Genomic DNA, 18,749 nt, shown 5'->3' on the forward strand with positions numbered 1-18,749 from the left:
CCTCCAGGGCAGGGCTATAGGCTAGGCCGATAGACCGCGTTTGCACATTACAAATCGGTAATCCGCGCGCAATCAACCTGACGGAGTGAGTGGAACACTATGCCTGGCGATTTTTCGGCACGTTCAACCATGGGGAAAGGCATGCGTATCACCGGATCAATTTCATTGCTGCTCACAGTGGCCATGGGCTCTACGTTGGCAGTGGCGGCAACCGACACTCAGGTTGCGCAGCGCAAGGACGTCACGCTGGCGTTGGCTAATCATTTGGCGAGTGCGTCCTTGGCCGCGTGCCATGCACAGGGCCGCACAGCCGTGGTGGCGGTAGTCGACCGTGGCGGCAACCTGGTAGCTGTGCAGCGCGACGACAATGTCGGCCCGCATAACACGCTGGCTGCGCAGCGCAAAGCCTATACCGCACTGTCCACCAAGACGCCCACCCGGCTCTTGGCCGAGCGGGCTCGCAGCACACCAGATACCGAAAACCTCAACACGCTGCACGAGCTATTGCTGCTCGGCGGCGGCGTGCCGTTGCTGGTTGAGGGCGAGGTTATCGGCGCGTTGGGTGTTGCTGGCGCCGGCGGCGCTGCATTCGATGAAGGCTGCGCACTGGCGGCTGTTTCAAAAGTTTTACCTGGCACTCACTAATTAGCTACCCACACTAAAGAGACGATCATGAAACGATTGAAATTGCTTTTCGCTGGCGCCGTATTGAGCGTTATGTCCTCGCTGGCATTGGCTGCGGCAAACCCCTTGAGCGTACATGTGCTGAATCTGCAGGATGGGCTGCCTTCCCCGGACGTGCGCGTGACCCTGGAAAAAAACAATGGCCAGAACTGGGACTTGCTCAACACGGCATCGACCAACGAGCAAGGTCGTATCCCGGCGTTCTACCCGGAGGGTAAGCCCTTGGAGAAAGGCATTTACCGCGTCACGTTCAAAACCGGGGAATGGTTCAAGACCCACAAGATCGCCAGCTTCTTTCCCGAAGTACCGGTAATTTTCGAAGTGGACGGTACGGTCGCGCACTATCACATCCCGTTGCTGCTCAGCCCTTATGGCTTTTCCACTTACCGTGGGAATTAATCGGTCTGCCGTGTGGACACTTAGTTAGTCTGCAAACAGCATGGTCGACGTTTCGCCCAGCAATAATGCGCGGTTCAGCTCAGCGGTTTGCCTGATGTAGTCCCACAGCAAGGTAATCCGCTTGAGCTTGCGCAAATCCTCCCGGCAGTACATCCAGAACTGCCGCGTCAGCACAATCTGCTCCCCCAGCACCGGCAACAACCGCGGGTCCTGCGCCGCCAAAAAGCACGGCAATATCGCCATCGACCGCCCCTGCTGCGCCGCCACGTACTGCGCGATCACGCTGGTACTGCGCAGGCTGGCGCTGGCGCCGGGTACTACATTGGCGAGGTAAAGCAGCTCGGAGCTGAACGCCAGGTCATCCACATAGCTGATAAACGGATGCTCGGCCAAATCCGCTGGTTTGCGGATCGGCGGGTGCTGGTCGAGGTATTCCTGGGTCGCGTACAGTTGCAATGTGTAGTCGCACAGTTTGCAGCACACGTAGGGCCCGTGTTCCGGGCGCTCCAGGGCGATAACGATGTCGGCTTCGCGCTTGGACAGGCTGATGAAGTGGGGCAGGGGCAGGATATCCACCGAGATCGCCGGGTAGGTGTCGACGAAATGGCTCAACTGCGGCGTAACAAAAAAACTGCCAAACCCTTCGGTGCAGCCCATGCGTACATGGCCCGACAACGCCACGCCGGAGCCGGACACCTGTTCGCAGGCCATGTGCAGCGTGCTTTCGATGGACTCGGCGTAGCCCAGCAAACGCTGGCCTTCGGTGGTGAGCACAAAACCGTTGGTCCGGGATTTTTCGAACAACAGCGTGCCGAGTGACACTTCCAGTGAACTGATGCGCCGCGACACGGTGGTGTAGTCCACCGCGAGGCGCTTGGCGGCCACGCTGGCCTTGCGCGTGCGGGCCACTTCGAGGAAAAACTTGAGGTCATCCCAGTTCAGGGAGCCCAGCGACGTGATGTTTTTTTGCATATTGGACCGGCTTTTATGTGCGTTCTTATTAGAAGTTTGCACATCTATACTCCAAAAACAGTCCGAACGCCTCATTTCCCAAGGCGGTTTACGCGCCTTGTATCTGCATAACTATAAGATTTGGAGACTACATGAACGCTTCTGCCGATATTTCCGTGCAACCGGTCAAGTTGCTGATCAATGGTGAATGGGTCGAGTCCAAGACCACCCACTGGCAAGACATCGTCAACCCGGCCACCCAGCAGGTGCTGGCCAAAGTCCCGTTTGCCACCGCCGATGAAGTCAACGCTGCCATCGACGCCGCCCACAAAGCTTTCCAGACCTGGAAGCTGACGCCGATCGGCGCCCGCATGCGCATCATGCTCAAGCTGCAAGCCTTGATTCGCGAACACTCCAAGCGCATCGCCGTAGTCCTCAGCAACGAGCAGGGCAAGACCATTGCCGATGCCGAGGGCGATATTTTCCGTGGCCTGGAAGTGGTCGAGCACGCGTGCTCCATCGGTACCTTGCAGATGGGCGAATTCGCTGAAAACGTCGCCGGTGGCGTCGACACCTACACCCTGCGCCAGCCCATCGGTGTGTGTGCGGGTATTACCCCGTTTAACTTCCCGGCGATGATTCCGCTGTGGATGTTCCCCATGGCGATTGCCTGCGGGAATACCTTCGTGCTCAAACCGTCCGAGCAAGACCCGCTGTCGACCCTGCTGCTGGTGGAGCTGGCGCTGGAAGCCGGTGTACCGCCTGGCGTGCTCAACGTGGTGCACGGCGGCAAGGATGTAGTGGATGCGCTGTGCACCCATAAAGACATCAAGGCCGTGTCCTTCGTCGGCTCGACCGCCGTGGGCACTCACGTGTACGACCTGGCCGGTAAACACGGCAAGCGCGTGCAGTCGATGATGGGCGCCAAGAACCACGCCGTGGTGCTGCCGGATGCCAACCGCGAACACACCCTCAATGCGCTGGTCGGTGCCGGTTTTGGCGCGGCGGGCCAGCGTTGCATGGCCACTTCCGTGGTGGTGCTGGTGGGCGCGGCCAAGCAATGGCTGCCGGATCTGAAAGCGCTGGCGCAAAAACTCAAGGTCAATGCCGGCAGCGAAGCGGGCACGGACGTTGGCCCGGTGATTTCCAAGCGCGCCAAGGCACGCATCCTGGAACTGATCGAAAGCGGTGTGAAGGAAGGCGCCAAGCTGGAGCTGGATGGCCGCGACATCAAGGTGCCGGGCTTCGAGCAAGGTAACTTTGTCGGGCCGACCCTGTTCTCGGGCGTGACTACCGACATGCAGATCTACACCCAGGAAATCTTCGGCCCGGTACTGGTGGTGCTGGAAGTGGCGACCCTGGATGAGGCCATCGCGCTGGTCAACGCCAACCCGTTCGGCAACGGCACTGGCCTGTTCACCCAAAGCGGGGCGGCGGCGCGTAAGTTCCAGAGCGAAATCGATGTAGGCCAGGTCGGCATCAACATCCCGATCCCGGTGCCGGTGCCGTTCTTCAGCTTTACCGGTTCGCGGGGTTCCAAGCTCGGTGACCTGGGCCCGTACGGCAAGCAAGTGGTGCAGTTCTATACCCAGACCAAAACCGTCACCAGCCGCTGGTTCGATGACGACACGGTCAACGATGGCGTCAACACCACCATCAACCTGCGCTGATTCCGGAAGACGACCATGAAGATTGCATTTATCGGCTTGGGCAACATGGGCGCGCCCATGGCCCGCAACCTGCTTTTGGCAGGGAATAAGTTGAATGTGTTCGACGTTAATCCAGGCGTGTTCAAGGAGTTCGCAGAACTGGGCGCCACCGTCACAGGCTCACCGCGTGAAGCTGCACAAGGCGCCGAGCTGGTAATTACCATGCTGCCCGCCGCCGCCCATGTGCGCAGCGTTTGGCTGAATGAAGACGGTGTGCTCGCCGGGATTGGTGAAGGCGTGCCGGCCGTGGATTGCAGCACCATCGACCCGCAAACCATCCGCGACGTTGCCGCTGCGGCGGCCAAGCAAGGTGTGGTGATAGCTGATGCTCCAGTCTCTGGCGGCACCGGCGGCGCTAGCGCAGGGACGTTGACCTTCATGGTCGGCGCCACCCCGGAACTGTACGCCACCCTGCAACCGGTGCTGGCGCAGATGGGTCGCAATATCGTGCATTGCGGTGACGTGGGCACCGGCCAGATTGCCAAGATCTGCAACAACCTGTTGCTGGGGATCAGTATGGTCGGCGTCAGCGAGGCCATGGCCCTGGGCGATGCACTGGGCATCGACACGCAAGTGCTGGCCGGCATCATCAACAGCTCCACCGGGCGCTGCTGGAGTTCGGACACCTACAACCCTTGGCCTGGCGTGATTGAAACCGCGCCGTCATCGCGTGGTTATACCGGTGGGTTTGGCGCCGACCTGATGCTCAAGGACCTGGGCCTGGCCACCGAAGCCGCGCGCCAGGCCAAGCAGCCGGTAATCCTCGGCGCCGTGGCCCAGCAGTTGTATCAATCGATGAGTCAACGCGGGGAAGGCGGCAAGGACTTCTCGGCGATCATCAACAGCTATCGCAAGCCCAAGTAGTGCGTTGATGGGTTCAACGGCGGCAAACCGCTTTTTTGTGGCGAGCGGGCTTGTCGTAGAGAGCGGGCTTGTTGTGGCGAGCGGGCTTGCCCGCGTTGGGCTGCGAAGCAGCCCCATATGCCCTCACCCCAATCGGTCTGAAAGGTAGCAGTGTCTGGATGGGGGGCTGCTACGCAGCCCAACGCGGGCAAGCCCGCTCGCCACGACAGGCCGGCTCGCCACAAGAGTGCGGTTCGCAGTGGGGGTGACTCACGCAAACACGAAATACTTACGCACTGTCTCGACCACTTCCCACGTCCCCTTCATCCCCGGTTCCACCACGAAGATATCCCCAGCCCGCAGGTGGATCGGCTCCATGCCTTGCGGGGTGATCACGCAGTAGCCTTCCTGGAAATGGCAGTATTCCCACTTCACGTACTCCACGTACCACTTGCCGGGTGTGCAGATCCAGGTGCCCATGATCTTGCTGCCGTCTTCGCTGGTGTAGGCGTTGAGGTTGACGGTGTGCGGGTCGCCTTCGAGCTTTTCCCATTTGCAGGCATCCAGGACGGGCAGGGGGTGGGTGTCGCGCAGTACGGTGATGGGCTTGGACATGATGTCTCCGAGGCAGGGGATCGAGAGTCGAACCCTATAGGGTCGGTGGGCGGTTCAGTGGTCTGAACTCGACATCGGGATGCCCAGAAGCGCAGGCGAATGCGGTGCCTCAGGCGCTGTGAGGTCATTGTGGGAGGGGGCTTGCTCCCGATAGCGGTGTACCAGTCGCCAAAGCTCTTGCCTGACCCACTGCTATCGGGAGCAAGCCCCCTCCCACATTGGATCTCGTACGGCATTTCCGAGCGCGAATTGGCCATTTCCTCGCAGTAAGTGCGAAAGATTTCCCGCTTGGCGCCAGAATTCGCAAGAAAATTCGCAGCCGGCCCTCGTATCATTCACCCCAGAACGAGTGAGAGCCTTGAAATGAACCCAATAAAAACGTGGTGGGACATCAGCCCGCCCTTGAGCACGGCGACCCCGACCTGGCCGGGCGACACGCCGTTTCAGGAAGAGCGTGTGTGGCAGTTCGGCCCGGAGTGCCCGGTTAACGTGGGGCGCGTGACATTCTCGCCGCACACCGGCGCTCATGTGGATGCGCCGCTGCATTACAGCGCGGACGGCGCGCCGATCGGCGAGGTGTCGCTGGACGTGTACATGGGCGCGTGCCGCGTGCTGCATTGCCTGGACAGCGGCGCGCTGGTGCAGCCGCATCAACTGCAAGGCCGTGTGGATAACTTGCCCGAGCGGGTGCTGCTGCGTACTTATCCACAAGCGCCGTTGACTGAATGGGATTCAAATTTCACCGCGATCGCCCCGCAAACCATCGAGCTGCTCGCCAGCCTGGGCGTGCGCCTGATTGGTATCGACACCCCGTCCCTGGACCCGCAACAGTCCAAGACCATGGATTCTCACACCGCCGTGGCCCGCCATGGCATGGCGATTCTCGAAGGCATCGTGCTCGATGACGTACCGGAGGGCGACTATGAACTGATCGCGCTGCCGCTACGCTTTGCCAACCTCGACGCCAGCCCCGTCCGCGCCATTTTGCGCCCGCTCAAGGAGCCCACGCGATGAGCCAGTGTCCTTTTTCTGCCGATTATCAGCCACCCGAAGAGTGGCATAACGCCGAGTTGAATTTTTCCGAGTCCATGAGCTATGGCGATTACCTGGACCTGGGTAAAGTCCTCAGCGCCCAGCACCCGCTGTCGCCGGACCACAACGAAATGCTCTTCATCATCCAGCACCAGACGTCCGAGCTGTGGATGAAACTGATGCTCCACGAACTCAAGGCCGCCCGCGAACACGTGCGCCTGGGTGAGTTGCCGCCGGCGTTCAAGATGCTGGCGCGGGTGTCGCGGATCTTTGATCAATTGGTGCACGCGTGGGCGGTGCTGGCCACCATGACACCGTCGGAGTACAAGTCGATCCGGCCGTTCCTGGGGCAGTCGTCGGGGTTCCAGTCGTTCCAGTACCGTGAGATTGAATTCATCCTCGGCAACAAAAGCGCGGCGCTGTTGCGGCCGCATGCGCATCGCCCGGAGCTGTTGAACGAGTTGAAAGTGGCGATTGCCACGCCGTCATTGTATGACGAGGCGATCAACCTGATGGCCAAGGCCGGCCTGACGATTGACCCGAAACGCGCTGAGCGCGATCCGACGGCGCCCACGGTTCACGATGAATCCGTGGAGGCGGCGTGGCGCGAGGTGTATCGCGACCCGAGCCGTTACTGGGACTTGTATCAGTTGGCCGAGAAGTTTATCGACCTGGAGGATTCATTCCGCCAGTGGCGCTTTCGGCATGTGACCACGGTGGAGCGAATCATCGGCTTCCAGCCAGGTACCGGTGGGACAGAAGGCGTGGGGTATTTGCGCAAGATGCTCGATACCGTGCTGTTCCCCGAGCTATGGCGAGTGCGTTCTACGCTCTAAACAAAAAGCCCCGGATTACCGGGGCTTTTTCATGTGCAATGCAATCAAAAATGTGGGAGCGGGCTTGCTCGCGAATGCGGTGAGTCAGCCAGCACATCCGGTGACTGACACTCCGTATTCGCGAGCAAGCCCGCTCCCACAGGGGTTACTGCGTCACGGCTACTTTCGCGTTTTTCATCCGCAACCGATACGCCACATAGATAACCGCCACCCACACCGGCATCGCATACACCGACTCGCGAATGCCCGGGATCGCCAGCATCACGCTGATGATCATCAGCATGAACGCCAGGCACAGGTAGTTGCTGAACGGGAACCAGAAGGTCTTGAACGACGGCGTTACGCCTTGCTCGCCCATGGCCTTGCGGAACTTGATATGGGTGATGCTGATCAGCGCCCAGTTGATCATCAGCGAGGCAACCACCAGCGCAAACAGCAGCTCCAGGGCACTTTGCGGCGCCACGTAGTTGACCACCACGCACAGCATGGTCACCAACGCCGAAATCGCCAGGGCGCGCAGCGGCACGCCTTGTTTGTTGAGCTTCATCAGCGCCTTGGGCGCATCGCCTTGCTCGGCCAGGCCGAACAGCATGCGGCTGTTGCAGTACACGCCGCTGTTGTACACCGACAGCGCCGCGGTCAGCACCACGAAGTTAAGGATGTGCGCGGCGGTATCGTTGCCGATCAGCGAGAAGATCTGCACAAACGGGCTGCCGCTGTAGGCATCGCCTGACGCGCCGAGGGTTTGCAGCAGTTGGTCCCATGGGTACAGCGACAGCAGCACGGTCAGGGCGCCGACGTAGAAAATCAGGATCCGGTACACCACCTGGTTGATTGCCTTGGGGATCACTTTGCGCGGCTCGCTGGCCTCGGCAGCGGTGATGCCCACCAGCTCCAGGCCACCGAACGAGAACATGATGAACGCCATGGACATCAACAGCCCCATGCCGCCATTCGGGAAGAACCCGCCGTGGCTCCACAGGTTGCTCACCGAGGCTTGCGGGCCGCCAGTGCCGCTGAACAGCAGGTAGCAGCCGAGCACGATCATGCCGACAATCGCCACCACTTTGATGATCGCAAACCAGAATTCGGCTTCACCGAAGAACTTCACGTTCAAGGTGTTGATCAGGTTCACCGCGACAAAGAACACCAGCGCGCTGACCCACGTAGGGATCTCCGGCCACCAGAACTGGATGTACTTGCCCACGGCCGTCAGTTCGGCCATACCCACCAGCACGTAGAGCACCCAGTAGTTCCAGCCCGCCAGGAAGCCCGCGTAACCGCCCCAGTATTTGTGTGCGAAGTGGCTGAAGGAGCCGGCCACCGGCTCTTCGACGATCATCTCGCCGAGCTGGCGCATGATCAGGAACGCGATAAACCCGGCAATTGCGTAGCCGAGGATCATCGACGGTCCCGCGGACTTGAGCACCCCGGCCGAGCCGAGGAACAACCCCGTGCCGATCGCCCCTCCCAAGGCGATCAGCTGAATATGCCGGTTCTTCAGGCCACGCTTGAGGCCCACCGGGTTAACCATGTCATCCGCCATTAACATTCCCTTCTACTTTTGTATTTCTCAGGGTTGATTGCACGCCGCACCCGCCCCCCAGAACTGCTGAGGTGTCAGATATTACTCTGCGTAAACTTTTCGTAATACAGCTGAACGCCATCAAGTGCCTGATCCGCCAGCCATTGCTGGATGGATTCGACCATCGGAGGGGGGCCGCACACGTACATATCCGCCGATTGATCGCGCAATTCGGCCAAGTCGAAATGCTCGGTGAGGTAGCCGCGCTTGCCGGGCCACTCGGGTGATGGGTTGCTGAGGACCTCGGTGTAGCGAAAATTGGGTATGTTCGACGCGTACCCATTGATGCGTTGTGCTTCGCACAGGTCCTCGGCATTGCGTACGCCATAGTACAAGTGCACCGGCTGGTCGCAGCCGTTGGCGGCCAGTTCATCGAGCATCCCCAGCAAGGCCGACAACCCGGTGCCGCCTGCCACCAGCACCAGCGGCTGGGTGACATGGCGCAGATAAAACGCACCCAAGGGCGCCTCCATCAGCACTTCATCACCGACCTGGCAGCGCTCGCGCAGGTAGTTGCTCATCACCCCGTCGGGCAGCAGGCGCACCAGAAACTGCAATTGATTGCCCGGCCGATTGGCGAAGGAGTACGAGCGCCAGCTGTCGGTGCCGGGCACCGCCAGCCTTGCGTATTGGCCGGGCAGAAAATCCAGCGGCTCATCCAGCTGCACCAGCAAGGTGGCCGTGCTGCTCGAAACTTGCTGCACCTCGCTCACCGTGCCGCGCACCTGCACCGGGCCCGGCGCATTGCACAGGCTTGAATCAAAGTCGAAGTAGAACGCGGCGTCGGACTGCACCCGGGTCTGGCAACTGAGCATCTTGCGCTGTTGCAGGTCGAGGCTGGAGAGGGCTTCCTCATCCACATAATCCTGGGTGTAATCGCCGGATTCGCAGCGGCCCTGGCAGGTGCCGCACACGCCTTCGCGGCAATCCAAAGGGATCTTGATGCCATTGCGCAGGGCCGCATCCAGCAGGATTTCATTGGCGCCCACTGGGAAAAACAGGGTCTTGCCGTCGGCAAAACTCAGGGCCACTTTGTGATTCATTTTTTGTACTCCACCTGTTTTTTTGTGGTGAATGGGCTTCTTGTGGCGAGCGGGCTTGCCCGCGTTGGGGCGCGAAGCGGCCCTTGGCCCAGGCACCGCGTTCTGCCAGCAAAGAATGCGCAGGCTTTTTTGGGTCTGCTCCGCAGACCAACGCGGGCAAGCCCGCTCGCCACAACAAGCTCGTTTGCCACAACAAGCCCGCCAGGCCAGTCGGCACAAAGCGCTTATTCAAAGGTGATAGAAATCCAGCACCGAGTTGATGGTGTCGTTGAGCAGCAAGGCGTGCTTGCGCGTGATCAGCCAGCTGTCGCCGTGGGGTTTGAGGCGGTAAGTGGCAGGCCCGTAGAACTGCTCCGACGTGGCCAGGCGATAGAACAGCGTGTGCCAGTTCAGCCGTACCTCCAGCGTGCCGTCCGCCTGCTCGGCGATGCGCACGTTGTTGATCAGGTGCAAGGTGCGCGGCATCGGCGTGGCCGACGCCGCCTTGCCGGTGCGCAGGCGGAACACGCGGTCTTCCAGGCCCGAGCGGTTGGCGTAGTAGATCAGCGACATCTCGCGCTTGGGGTCGCGGGTGTACACGTGTTCGGAGTCCCATTGCGGCAGGTGAAATTCACTCTGCGGGTCGAACAGCTGCACATAGGCGTCCCAATCCTGGGCGTCGCACAGCTCCGATTTACGGTAGAAAAACTGCTCGATCCGGTACTGCAATTGCGCATTCATCATTCCACCTCCCGCAGTTTCAGCGCTTGCTGGTCGAGGCCTTTGAGCAAAAATTGCTGCCAGTTCCGGTGCTGGTTGACGTACAGGCCCTCGTGGGTGAATTCGGTGCCGGTCATGGCCGGTTGGATGCCGATGGCCTCGCTGTTGGGCGTGGGCCCGGTCTCCCAGCGATGGCTGCCGCGTGAGATGTCGCTCCAGCGTTCAAGCCTGCCCTGGAAACCGCGCTGGGCTTCGCGGAACTCCACCAGGTCATCCGGCGTGCCCATGCCGGACACGTTGAAGAAATCCTCGAACTGGCGGATGCGGTTTTCACGGTCGGCGTCGGACTCGTTTTTCACCCCCAGGCATTGGCTGATGATCTCGGTCTTGTTCCACGCCACCGGGCGGATGATGCGCAGCTGCGAGCTGATCTGGTCGAGGAAGAACAGGCTCGGGTAGATATTCAAGTTGCGCAGGCGGTGCATCATCCATTCGGCCTTCGGCTGGCCGTGCTCCTCCACCAGGCGCGGCATGATGGTGGCGTAGCCGGAGCGTACGCTGGGGTTGGGCATGTCACTGAACAACAGGCTGTGGCCGTTGTTGAAGGCGAACCAGCCGTCATCGGTATTCGCGTCGCCGGCGCCGAGCTTGCTGTAGTCCAGGGTGCTGCCGGCGCCGGTACCGTTTTCGGTATTTACTTGCTGGCGATGCTGCACCGTGGCCACGTAGTTGTAGTGCACGGTGCTGACGTGATAACCGTCCAGGCCGTTTTCATTCTGCAGCTTCCAGTTGCCGTCGTAGGTGTAGGCGGATTTGCCTGGCAGCACTTCCAGCTCGCCGGTGGCGGACTGCGCGACCATCATGTCGAAGAACACTGTGGCGTCGCCGAGGAAGTCTTCCAGGCTGTTGGTGCCCTTCACATCCAGGCTGATGAAAACGAAGCCCTTGTAGCTTTCGATGCGCGCCTTTTTCAGGCCGCGGGTGGCCTTGTCGAAACCTTCCGGGTATTCCCCCGGCGCCTTGACCTTCACCAGGCGGCCATCGCTCTTGTAGCACCAGGCGTGGAACGGGCAGGTGAAGGTCGACTGGTTGCCCTTGCCGACACGGGTGAGGGTGGTGCCGCGATGCTGGCAAGCGTTGATCAGCGCATTGAGCTGGCCCTCGCCGTCGCGGGTGATGATCATCGGCTGGCGCCCGGCGCGCATCGTCACGAAGTCGTGGTTATTGGCCAGCTCGCTTTCGTGGCAGGCGTAGATCCAGTTCTTTTCGAAGATCAGCTCCATCTCCAGATCGAACAGTTGCGGCTCGGTGAACATGTCGCGGGCGATACGGAACACTGCGTCTGCCGGGCGAAAATCCAGGCAGCTTTCGATAAAACTTTTCCACTGCTCGACGCTTCTTGCACCACTCATGGGAGGCACCTTTTGATAATGGCTGAACACGTCGGCCATTAAGCGGCGGTGGCGAGGCGGGGGGCTATCCGGTTAATGCGTGAAGATGGGCCGCAAAATTGGGCAGCAAATACCCAACCCGGTGCAGAGCGGTGACGCGATGCGCTACTGTCTGGCGGCGCAAACGGGGTAAAAACCCGCGATTTATCCACTTAGTCGACGGTTGTTATCCACCCAGTGGCCATATCGCCGGCGTGGCGCATTACTTGCTATCGAACCATGACGACGCGCCGTCAGAGCGCGCAAACGCCTAACCGCCGTGGGTGCACCCGATGAGCAGCCAAACGATTCAACGCTTCGACCTGGAGGGCGCCCGTAGCTGGATGTCCGGCATCTGCGGGCCGCACCGCCTGGCCACGGCCACGCCTGAGCGCCTGCGTTTTCACCACAGCGCCAACGTGTTCAAGTCCCGCGCCACGACCCTGGGCGTGATTGAGTACGGCACTGACGTGACCATCGACATCGAAGACGCCGAGCATTTCAGCAGCTACAGCCTGAGCCTGCCGCTGGTCGGCGAACAAGAGCTGAGCAGGAACGGCGAGCGCCTGAGTTCCAACCGTGACCAAGGCGTAATCATCTCGCCCAATGAGCATCAGGTGCTGGCGATTTCCGGCGACTGCCGAAAACTGCAGGTAGTGATCACGCGCGCGGCGATGAGTGAGTCGCTGGAAGGCCTGCTGCAACGGCCGATTGACGCACCGCTGCGCTTTGAGTCGGTGATGGACGCGGTGGACGGCGCTGCAGCGTCATGGTGGCGCATGGCGCGTTACTTCATTGCGGAGCTGGAGCACGGCAGCGAGCTGTATGAGCAGGCCGCCTTTACCCGCGACCTGGAAAGCTCGCTGATCAAGGGCCTGATCCTCGCCCAGCCGAACAACTATTCAGAAGAATTGCGCGCTGTGCTCGGCGTGAAGCTGCCGCACTATCTGCTCCGTGCGCGGCAGTATATCCACGACAACGCCCGCGAAGCCGTGCACCTGGAAGACCTGGAAGCCGCCACCGGTGTGTCGCGGTTCAAGCTGTTCGATGCGTTTCGCAAATACTTCGCGCTGTCGCCCATGGCCTACCTCAAGAAGTACCGGTTGGGTGGCGTGCGTCAGGAAATTCTCGAGCACGGTTCAATCCGCACCATCTCCGAGATCGCCCTGGGCTGGGGCTTTACGCACTTGGGGCGGTTCTCGGCGGAGTATCGAAAACTCTTTGATGAGTCCCCCAGCCAAACCTTGCAGCGCAAGCGCCTGCGCAGTCTCTGAACCTGATGACGATCCAAATGTGGGAGCGGGCTTGCTCGCGAATGCGGGGGGCCAGTCGTCGGAGGTACTGGCTGATACACCGCATTCGCGAACAAGCCCGCTCCCACATTCGTCTTGTGGTGTTTGGGAGGTCTCAGATCAGCTCTTCGACCAACTGCAAACAATGACTCAGCCCGGGCGACTGATCATTCACCCGCCGACTCAGAATGATCGGCGAAGTCGCAGTAGCCTCCAGCACCGGCGTATAGCCGATATCCGCACGATGCAACACCTGCACCGAGGCCGGCACCAGCGTCACCCCCATCCCGGCGCCAACCAGGCCGATGGCGGTCTGCAACTCGTTGGTCCACTGCGCCACCTTGAGGCTCAAGCCGTGGGCGTCGAACAGCGCGATCACATGGTCGGCATAGCTGGGGCGCGGGTTGCCGGGGTAGAGCACGAACGGTTCGGCGGCCAGTTGCGCAAGGGTGGCGGGGGCCTCGAGCAACGGGTGACCGGCGGGCAGCACGGCCACCAGTCGGTCTTCCACCAGCACGCGCTGGACAATCGCCGGATCGTCGATGCGAATGCGCCCGAAACCCACATCAATGCGCCCGGCCTTGAGCGCTTCGACCTGCTGCAAGGTGGTCATTTCCGACAGCCCCAACTCCAGCTCCAGGGTGTCATGGTTGCGCAGCCGCCGGATCAGCTCCGGCAGCACGCCGTACAGGGTCGACGGCGCAAAGCCGATGCCCAGCCAGGTCTTTTCACCCTGGCCAATCCGGCGGGTGCTGTCGCAGACCTTGTTCAGCTGCTCGAGCAGCACATTGGCGTGCTCAAAGAAAAACCGCCCAGCCTCGGTCAACCGCAACGGGCGGCCACGCTCCAGCAGAATCACCCCCAGCTCATCCTCCAATTGCTGGATCTGCCGGCTCAACGGTGGCTGGGCAATGTGCAGGCGTTCGGCGGCACGGGTGAAGTTGAGGGTTTCCCCCAACACCTGGAAATAGCGCAGATGACGCAGTTCCATAACGGCTCCTTTCATACCTTGAGGGTATTGCGTGAGACCAATTCTATATTGGAAGCCAGCAAAATTGCGGCACAGAATCGACGCAAATCTATAAAGAACCCAACGGGTATTGCCATGCCGATTTGCGCCATCGAGTCGATCGACACCATCATCGTCGACCTCCCCACCATCCGCCCGCACAAACTGGCGATGCACACCATGCAAAACCAGACCCTGGTGATCATCCGCGTGCGCTGCGCCGACGGCATCGAAGGCATCGGTGAGGCCACCACCATTGGTGGCCTGAGCTACGGCAACGAAAGCCCAGACAGCATCAAGGTCAACATCGACCGCCACTTCGCGCCCTTATTGATCGGCCAGGACGCGAGCAATATCAATGCCGCCATGTTGCGCCTGGAGCGCAGCATTCGCGGTAACACCTTTGCCAAGTCCGGCATCGAAAGTGCCTTGCTTGATGCCTTGGGCAAACGCCTGAACATGCCGGTCAGTGAACTGCTCGGCGGCCGTGTGCGCGATGCCTTGCCGGTGGCCTGGACGCTGGCCAGTGGCAACACCGAACAAGACATTGCCGAGGCCGAAAAAATGCTCGACCTGCGCCGCCACCGCATCTTCAAATTGAAGATCGGCGCCGGTGAAGTCAGCCACGACCTGGCCCACGTGATCGCGATCAAAAAGGCCTTGGGCGATCGCGCCAGCGTGCGCGTCGACGTCAACCAGGCCTGGGACGAAGCCGTGGCCCTGCGCGCATGCAAGGTGCTGGGCGATAACGGCATCGACCTGATCGAGCAGCCCATCTCGCGCAACAACCGCGGCGGCATGGCCCGGCTGAACCTGTCGAGCCCGGCGCCGATCATGGCTGATGAGTCGATCGAATGCGTCGAAGATGCCTTCAACCTGGCCCGCGAAGGCGCGGCTTCAGTGTTCGCCCTCAAGATCGCCAAGAATGGCGGCCCCCGCGCGGTGTTGCGCACGGCGGCGATTGCCGAAGCGGCGGGCATCGGCCTGTATGGCGGCACCATGCTTGAAGGCGGCATCGGCACGCTGGCCTCGGCGCATGCGTTTCTGACCCTGAGCAAGCTGGCGTGGGACACCGAGTTGTTCGGCCCGCTGCTGCTGACTGAAGACATCCTTACCGAGCCGCCGCTTTACCGTGATTTCCAGCTGCATGTCTCCACCTTGCCAGGCCTGGGCCTGGCTATCGATGAAGAGCGCCTGGCGTTCTTCCGTCGTGATAAACACTAAGAGGCGCCCGCCATGTTGTTCCACGTAAAAATGACTGTGAACCTGCCCGTCGACATGAACCCCGAACGCGCCGCAGGGCTCAAGGCCCAAGAGAAAGCGCTGGCGCAGAAGCTGCAACAGGAAGGCAAATGGCGCCACCTGTGGCGCATCGCCGGGCTCTACGCCAACTACAGCGTGTTTGACGTCGACAGTGTGCAGGAACTGCACGACCTGCTGATGCAGCTGCCGCTTTATCCCTACATGGCCATCGAGGTGAATGCCCTGTGCCGGCACCCTTCGTCGATCCATGAGGATGACCGTTAAGCCTGTTTTTCAAACTAATAATTACAAGATGAGGATTGCACCATGTCCATCCGACTGTCCCAGACTGCCCACGCCCAACAGTTTCTCGAAGAAGCCAGTGGCAACCTCAACGACGGTGGCAACCCGCGCACCAAGGCGCTGATCTACCGGATCCTGCGCGATACCGTGAACATCATCGAAGACCTCGACGTGACCCCGGAAGAGTTCTGGAAGGCGGTCAACTACCTCAACGAGCTGGGCAAGAACCAGGAGGCCGGGTTGCTCGCCGCCGGCTTGGGCCTGGAGCATTACCTGGACCTGCTGATGGACGCCGCCGACGAAGAGGCCGGTAAATCCGGCGGCACCCCACGTACCATCGAGGGCCCGCTGTATGTGGCCGGCGCGCCGCTGAGCACCTACGAAGCGCGGCTGGATGATGGGACGGACGCGGCCGCGCCGCTGTTCATGCGCGGCCAGGTACGCGACACCGATGGCAAGCCGTTGGCAGGCGCGATTGTGGATGTGTGGCAGGCCAACACCGGTGGCACGTACTCGTGGTTCGACCCGACGCAATCGGAATTCAACTTGCGTCGGCGCATCCAGACCGACGCCCAGGGCAACTACCGTTTTCGCAGCATCGTGCCGTCGGGCTACGGTTGCCCGCCGACCGGCCCCACCCAACAGTTGCTTGACCAGCTGGGGCGCCACGGGCAGCGGCCGGCGCATATTCACTTCTTCATTTCGGCGCCGGGGCATCGGCACCTGACCACGCAGATCAACCTGTCGGACGACCCGTACCTGCACGATGATTTTGCCTACGCGACCCGGGATGAATTGATCGCGCAAATTCGCTTCAGTGACGACCCGCAACTGGCGCAGGAGTTTGGCGTGGAGGGGCGGTTTGCGCAGATTGATTTTGACTTTGAGTTGCAATCTGCTGCTGCGCCGCAGGAGCAGAAACGTATGCAACGTGTCCGCGCTTTGGAAGATTAAACGCGATTAAAAAATGTGGGAGCGGGCTTGCTCGCGAAGGCGGTGGATCAGCCGGCACATGTATTGGCTGGCGCACCGCTTTCGCGAGCAAGCCCGCTCCCACAGGGTTTTGTGGTGTTGCGGTTATTTGCGGATGACCAGGTCGAGCACCTCGTCCCGATCCTTGATCTTCTGCAGCACAATTTCCGAGCGAATATCCATCACCCCCGCCGTGCGGTTCAGGTGGTTCACGATAAAGTCCGAGAAGTGTTTCAAATTCCTGGCCTGCACCCGCAGCACATAGTTGCTGGCGCCGGTGATCACGTAGGCGCTGGCCACCTCTGGCCAGCCTTGCACCTTCTTGATAAAGGTCTCGTGCCAATCCTCCACATCCTGGCGTAACGACAGGTGGACGATGGCCTCCAGTTCGATCCCCAATTGCTCGGCGTTGAGCACTGCGCGATAGCCGCTGATGATTCCTTCGCTCTCCAGCAGGCGCAAACGGCGCAGGCAGGCGGAGGGCGAAAGGGCGACTTTTTCCGCCAGTTCCTGGTTGCTGATACGGCCATCCTGTTGCAGGAAATGCAGGAGGCGCAGGTCGGTGGCGTCAAGAATCATGGTTAGAATAATTCCGCGTGTTTTGGGGTTAGCTTCGAATTTCCTACAGCTTAATTAGCTGTTTGCCCGCCACTTTGCACGAAAATTCTCTAAAACTTCGTTCATTATTTGGTCCATCTTCACTTATAAGAATCAGGACCGCCCATGACCACTCGAAGCCACTGCCAAGCCCTCGACGCCCAGGACCCACTGGCGCCGCTGCGGCGCCAGTTCGCCTTGCCCGAGGGGGTGATCTACCTCGACGGCAACTCCCTCGGCGCACGCCCGGTGGCGGCGTTGGCGCGGGCGCAGGCGGTGATTGCCCAAGAGTGGGGCGATGGCTTGATCCGCAGCTGGAACAGCGCCGGCTGGGCGCAGTTGTCCCAGCGCCTGGGCGACCGGCTGGCCCCGCTGATCGGTGCGCGCGACGCTGAGGTGGTGATCACCGATACCACCTCCATCAACCTGTTCAAGGTGCTCAGTGCTGCGTTGAGCGTGCAGCGCCAACGCCAGCCACAGCGCAAAGTGATCGTCAGCGAAGCGAGCAACTTTCCGACCGACCTGTACATCGCCCAAGGCCTGGCCGAGCTGCTGCAACAAGGCTACGCACTGCGCCTGGTCAACAGCCCGGAAGAACTGCCGCAAGCCATCGACAGCGACGTGGCGGTGGTGATGCTCACCCACGTCAACTACAAGACCGGCTACATGTACGACATGCACGCGCTCACCGCGCTGAGCCATGAGTGCGGCGCGTTGAGTATCTGGGACCTGGCGCATTCGGCGGGCGCGGTGCCCATCGACCTGCACCAGGCGCGCGCGGATTACGCGATTGGTTGCACCTACAAATACCTCAATGGCGGGCCAGGCTCCCAGGCGTTTGTGTGGGTCAACCCGGCGCTGGTGGACTTGGTTCATCAGCCGCTGTCGGGCTGGTTCGGGCACACGCGGCAGTTCGCCATGGAAGCCACCTACGCGCCCAGCGCCGGTATTGCGCGGTACCTGTGCGGCACCCAGCCGATCACCTCGCTGGCCATGGTGGAATGTGGCCTGGAGGTTTTTGAACAGACCAATATGGCCAGCCTGCGCAGTAAATCCCTGGCGCTGACCGACCTGTTTATCGCGTTGGTGGAAGCCCGGTGTGCCGCCCATGGCCTGGTGTTGATCACCCCGCGCGAGCACGCCCGGCGCGGCAGCCATGTGAGCTTCGAGCACCCTGAAGGCTACGCGGTGATCCAGGCCCTGATCGAGCGTGGCGTGATCGGTGATTACCGCGAGCCGCGCATCATGCGCTTTGGGTTTACGCCGCTCTACACGAGCTTTACCGAGGTGTTTGACGCGGTAGAAATCCTCGGCGAGATCCTCGACAACGCCACCTGGGACCAGCCGCAATTCAAAGTGCGCAACAGCGTCACCTAAGGGCAACACCGATCAAGTGTGCGAGGGGGCTTGCCCCCGATAGCGGTGGGTCAGTAAATAAATGAGTGACTGACCCACCGCCATCGGGGGCAAGCCCCCTCCCACAGGGTTCAGCGCCAGCAACAACAATC

General features: G+C 60.9%; 19 protein-coding genes. 11 read left to right on the forward strand and 8 right to left on the reverse strand.

The window, feature by feature from the left end:
- Positions 1-141: 141 nt before the first annotated feature.
- Together GIW02_RS00895 and uraH are read left to right on the forward strand one after the other, a co-directional pair.
- Complete coding sequence (locus GIW02_RS00895) at positions 142-645, forward strand: heme-binding protein (RefSeq protein ID WP_236412019.1); 504 nt, start codon at positions 142-144, stop codon at positions 643-645.
- Positions 646-672: 27 nt separating this feature from the next.
- Positions 673-1,083 carry a hydroxyisourate hydrolase gene (gene uraH / locus GIW02_RS00900; protein ID WP_236412018.1) on the forward strand — a complete coding sequence of 137 codons (411 nt, stop codon included), beginning with the start codon at positions 673-675 and terminating at the stop codon, positions 1,081-1,083.
- A 24-nt stretch (positions 1,084-1,107) separates the two neighbouring features.
- On the opposite strand, the gene GIW02_RS00905 is transcribed toward uraH, so the two are convergent.
- Positions 1,108-2,055, reverse strand: coding sequence for a LysR family transcriptional regulator (locus GIW02_RS00905; protein ID WP_236412017.1), 948 nt, complete (start codon positions 2,053-2,055; stop codon positions 1,108-1,110).
- A gap of 131 nt (positions 2,056-2,186) precedes the next feature.
- Between GIW02_RS00905 and GIW02_RS00910 the strand changes: the two genes are divergently transcribed.
- Both GIW02_RS00910 and mmsB read left to right on the forward strand, forming a co-directional pair.
- Positions 2,187-3,704: a CoA-acylating methylmalonate-semialdehyde dehydrogenase gene (locus tag GIW02_RS00910; RefSeq protein WP_236412016.1), complete on the forward strand. Its 1,518-nt coding sequence runs from the start codon at positions 2,187-2,189 to the stop codon at positions 3,702-3,704.
- 15 nt (positions 3,705-3,719) lie between these two features.
- Positions 3,720-4,607, forward strand: a complete 888-nt coding sequence (mmsB, locus tag GIW02_RS00915) for a 3-hydroxyisobutyrate dehydrogenase (protein ID WP_236412015.1) — start codon at positions 3,720-3,722, stop codon at positions 4,605-4,607.
- A 249-nt stretch (positions 4,608-4,856) separates the two neighbouring features.
- Here the strand turns inward: mmsB and GIW02_RS00920 are convergent, their stop codons facing one another.
- Positions 4,857-5,201: a cupin domain-containing protein gene (locus GIW02_RS00920; RefSeq protein ID WP_236412013.1), complete on the reverse strand. Its 345-nt coding sequence runs from the start codon at positions 5,199-5,201 to the stop codon at positions 4,857-4,859.
- Between the two features lie 363 nt (positions 5,202-5,564).
- Between GIW02_RS00920 and kynB the strand changes: the two genes are divergently transcribed.
- Together kynB and kynA are read left to right on the forward strand one after the other, a co-directional pair.
- On the forward strand, positions 5,565-6,215 hold the full coding sequence (kynB, locus tag GIW02_RS00925; protein ID WP_236412011.1) for an arylformamidase: 651 nt from the start codon (positions 5,565-5,567) through the stop codon (positions 6,213-6,215).
- On the forward strand, positions 6,212-7,069 hold the full coding sequence (kynA, locus tag GIW02_RS00930) for a tryptophan 2,3-dioxygenase (RefSeq protein WP_236412000.1): 858 nt from the start codon (positions 6,212-6,214) through the stop codon (positions 7,067-7,069). Before kynB ends, kynA begins: the two co-directional genes overlap by 4 nt.
- Before the next feature lie 145 nt (positions 7,070-7,214).
- Here the strand turns inward: kynA and GIW02_RS00935 are convergent, their stop codons facing one another.
- From GIW02_RS00935 to antA, 4 genes are all read right to left on the reverse strand, one after another.
- Positions 7,215-8,615, reverse strand: a complete 1,401-nt coding sequence (locus GIW02_RS00935; protein WP_236411996.1) for an amino acid permease — start codon at positions 8,613-8,615, stop codon at positions 7,215-7,217.
- A gap of 74 nt (positions 8,616-8,689) precedes the next feature.
- Positions 8,690-9,697, reverse strand: a complete 1,008-nt coding sequence (antC, locus tag GIW02_RS00940) for an anthranilate 1,2-dioxygenase electron transfer component AntC (protein WP_236411994.1) — start codon at positions 9,695-9,697, stop codon at positions 8,690-8,692.
- A gap of 228 nt (positions 9,698-9,925) precedes the next feature.
- Positions 9,926-10,417, reverse strand: coding sequence for an anthranilate 1,2-dioxygenase small subunit (antB, locus tag GIW02_RS00945; RefSeq protein ID WP_236411992.1), 492 nt, complete (start codon positions 10,415-10,417; stop codon positions 9,926-9,928).
- A complete protein-coding gene (gene antA / locus GIW02_RS00950; protein WP_236411988.1) occupies positions 10,417-11,808 on the reverse strand; it encodes an anthranilate 1,2-dioxygenase large subunit in 1,392 nt (463 codons plus the stop codon). The genes antB and antA overlap by 1 nt, the downstream gene beginning before the upstream one ends.
- 311 nt (positions 11,809-12,119) lie before the next feature.
- Here antA and GIW02_RS00955 point away from each other — a divergent pair, with 311 nt between their 5' ends.
- Complete coding sequence (locus GIW02_RS00955) at positions 12,120-13,100, forward strand: AraC family transcriptional regulator (protein WP_236411986.1); 981 nt, start codon at positions 12,120-12,122, stop codon at positions 13,098-13,100.
- A 133-nt stretch (positions 13,101-13,233) separates the two neighbouring features.
- Here the strand turns inward: GIW02_RS00955 and GIW02_RS00960 are convergent, their stop codons facing one another.
- Positions 13,234-14,109 (reverse strand): LysR family transcriptional regulator, encoded by an 876-nt coding sequence (locus GIW02_RS00960; protein WP_236411985.1) that lies wholly within the window; start codon positions 14,107-14,109, stop codon positions 13,234-13,236.
- Positions 14,110-14,223: 114 nt separating this feature from the next.
- Between GIW02_RS00960 and GIW02_RS00965 the strand changes: the two genes are divergently transcribed.
- From GIW02_RS00965 to catA, 3 genes are read left to right on the forward strand one after another with little or no spacing between them, the layout of a single operon-like run.
- Positions 14,224-15,351 carry a muconate cycloisomerase family protein gene (locus tag GIW02_RS00965; RefSeq protein ID WP_236411983.1) on the forward strand — a complete coding sequence of 376 codons (1,128 nt, stop codon included), beginning with the start codon at positions 14,224-14,226 and terminating at the stop codon, positions 15,349-15,351.
- A gap of 12 nt (positions 15,352-15,363) precedes the next feature.
- A complete protein-coding gene (catC, locus tag GIW02_RS00970) occupies positions 15,364-15,654 on the forward strand; it encodes a muconolactone Delta-isomerase (RefSeq protein ID WP_236411980.1) in 291 nt (96 codons plus the stop codon).
- Positions 15,655-15,696: 42 nt separating this feature from the next.
- Positions 15,697-16,626, forward strand: coding sequence for a catechol 1,2-dioxygenase (gene catA / locus GIW02_RS00975; protein WP_236411978.1), 930 nt, complete (start codon positions 15,697-15,699; stop codon positions 16,624-16,626).
- 123 nt (positions 16,627-16,749) lie between these two features.
- Here the strand turns inward: catA and GIW02_RS00980 are convergent, their stop codons facing one another.
- Complete coding sequence (locus GIW02_RS00980) at positions 16,750-17,223, reverse strand: Lrp/AsnC family transcriptional regulator (protein WP_016974903.1); 474 nt, start codon at positions 17,221-17,223, stop codon at positions 16,750-16,752.
- Positions 17,224-17,367: 144 nt separating this feature from the next.
- On the opposite strand from GIW02_RS00980, the gene kynU reads away from it, so the two are divergent.
- A complete protein-coding gene (gene kynU / locus GIW02_RS00985) occupies positions 17,368-18,618 on the forward strand; it encodes a kynureninase (RefSeq protein ID WP_236411977.1) in 1,251 nt (416 codons plus the stop codon).
- The last annotated feature ends 131 nt before the right edge of the window (positions 18,619-18,749 follow it).

Source organism: Pseudomonas syringae (genome assembly GCF_021606685.1).
Taxonomy (GTDB): Bacteria; Pseudomonadota; Gammaproteobacteria; order Pseudomonadales; family Pseudomonadaceae; genus Aquipseudomonas; species Aquipseudomonas syringae_R.

Excerpts from the sequence above, each read along its gene's own strand:
- catC (WP_236411980.1), top strand. The coding sequence starts at position 15,364 with ATGTTGTTCCACGTAAAAATGACTGTGAACCTGCCCGTCGACATGAAC.
- kynA (WP_236412000.1), top strand. The coding sequence starts at position 6,212 with ATGAGCCAGTGTCCTTTTTCTGCCGATTATCAGCCACCCGAAGAGTGG.
- GIW02_RS00895 (WP_236412019.1), top strand. The coding sequence starts at position 142 with ATGCGTATCACCGGATCAATTTCATTGCTGCTCACAGTGGCCATGGGC.
- GIW02_RS00960 (WP_236411985.1), bottom strand. The coding sequence starts at position 14,109 with ATGGAACTGCGTCATCTGCGCTATTTCCAGGTGTTGGGGGAAACCCTC.
- antB (WP_236411992.1), bottom strand. The coding sequence starts at position 10,417 with ATGAATGCGCAATTGCAGTACCGGATCGAGCAGTTTTTCTACCGTAAA.
- GIW02_RS00965 (WP_236411983.1), top strand. The coding sequence starts at position 14,224 with ATGCCGATTTGCGCCATCGAGTCGATCGACACCATCATCGTCGACCTC.
- GIW02_RS00920 (WP_236412013.1), bottom strand. The coding sequence starts at position 5,201 with ATGTCCAAGCCCATCACCGTACTGCGCGACACCCACCCCCTGCCCGTC.
- antC (WP_236411994.1), bottom strand. The coding sequence starts at position 9,697 with ATGAATCACAAAGTGGCCCTGAGTTTTGCCGACGGCAAGACCCTGTTT.
- kynU (WP_236411977.1), top strand. The coding sequence starts at position 17,368 with ATGACCACTCGAAGCCACTGCCAAGCCCTCGACGCCCAGGACCCACTG.
- GIW02_RS00905 (WP_236412017.1), bottom strand. The coding sequence starts at position 2,055 with ATGCAAAAAAACATCACGTCGCTGGGCTCCCTGAACTGGGATGACCTC.
- antA (WP_236411988.1), bottom strand. The coding sequence starts at position 11,808 with ATGAGTGGTGCAAGAAGCGTCGAGCAGTGGAAAAGTTTTATCGAAAGC.
- mmsB (WP_236412015.1), top strand. The coding sequence starts at position 3,720 with ATGAAGATTGCATTTATCGGCTTGGGCAACATGGGCGCGCCCATGGCC.
- GIW02_RS00980 (WP_016974903.1), bottom strand. The coding sequence starts at position 17,223 with ATGATTCTTGACGCCACCGACCTGCGCCTCCTGCATTTCCTGCAACAG.
- GIW02_RS00935 (WP_236411996.1), bottom strand. The coding sequence starts at position 8,615 with ATGGCGGATGACATGGTTAACCCGGTGGGCCTCAAGCGTGGCCTGAAG.
- uraH (WP_236412018.1), top strand. The coding sequence starts at position 673 with ATGAAACGATTGAAATTGCTTTTCGCTGGCGCCGTATTGAGCGTTATG.
- catA (WP_236411978.1), top strand. The coding sequence starts at position 15,697 with ATGTCCATCCGACTGTCCCAGACTGCCCACGCCCAACAGTTTCTCGAA.
- GIW02_RS00910 (WP_236412016.1), top strand. The coding sequence starts at position 2,187 with ATGAACGCTTCTGCCGATATTTCCGTGCAACCGGTCAAGTTGCTGATC.
- GIW02_RS00955 (WP_236411986.1), top strand. The coding sequence starts at position 12,120 with ATGAGCAGCCAAACGATTCAACGCTTCGACCTGGAGGGCGCCCGTAGC.
- kynB (WP_236412011.1), top strand. The coding sequence starts at position 5,565 with ATGAACCCAATAAAAACGTGGTGGGACATCAGCCCGCCCTTGAGCACG.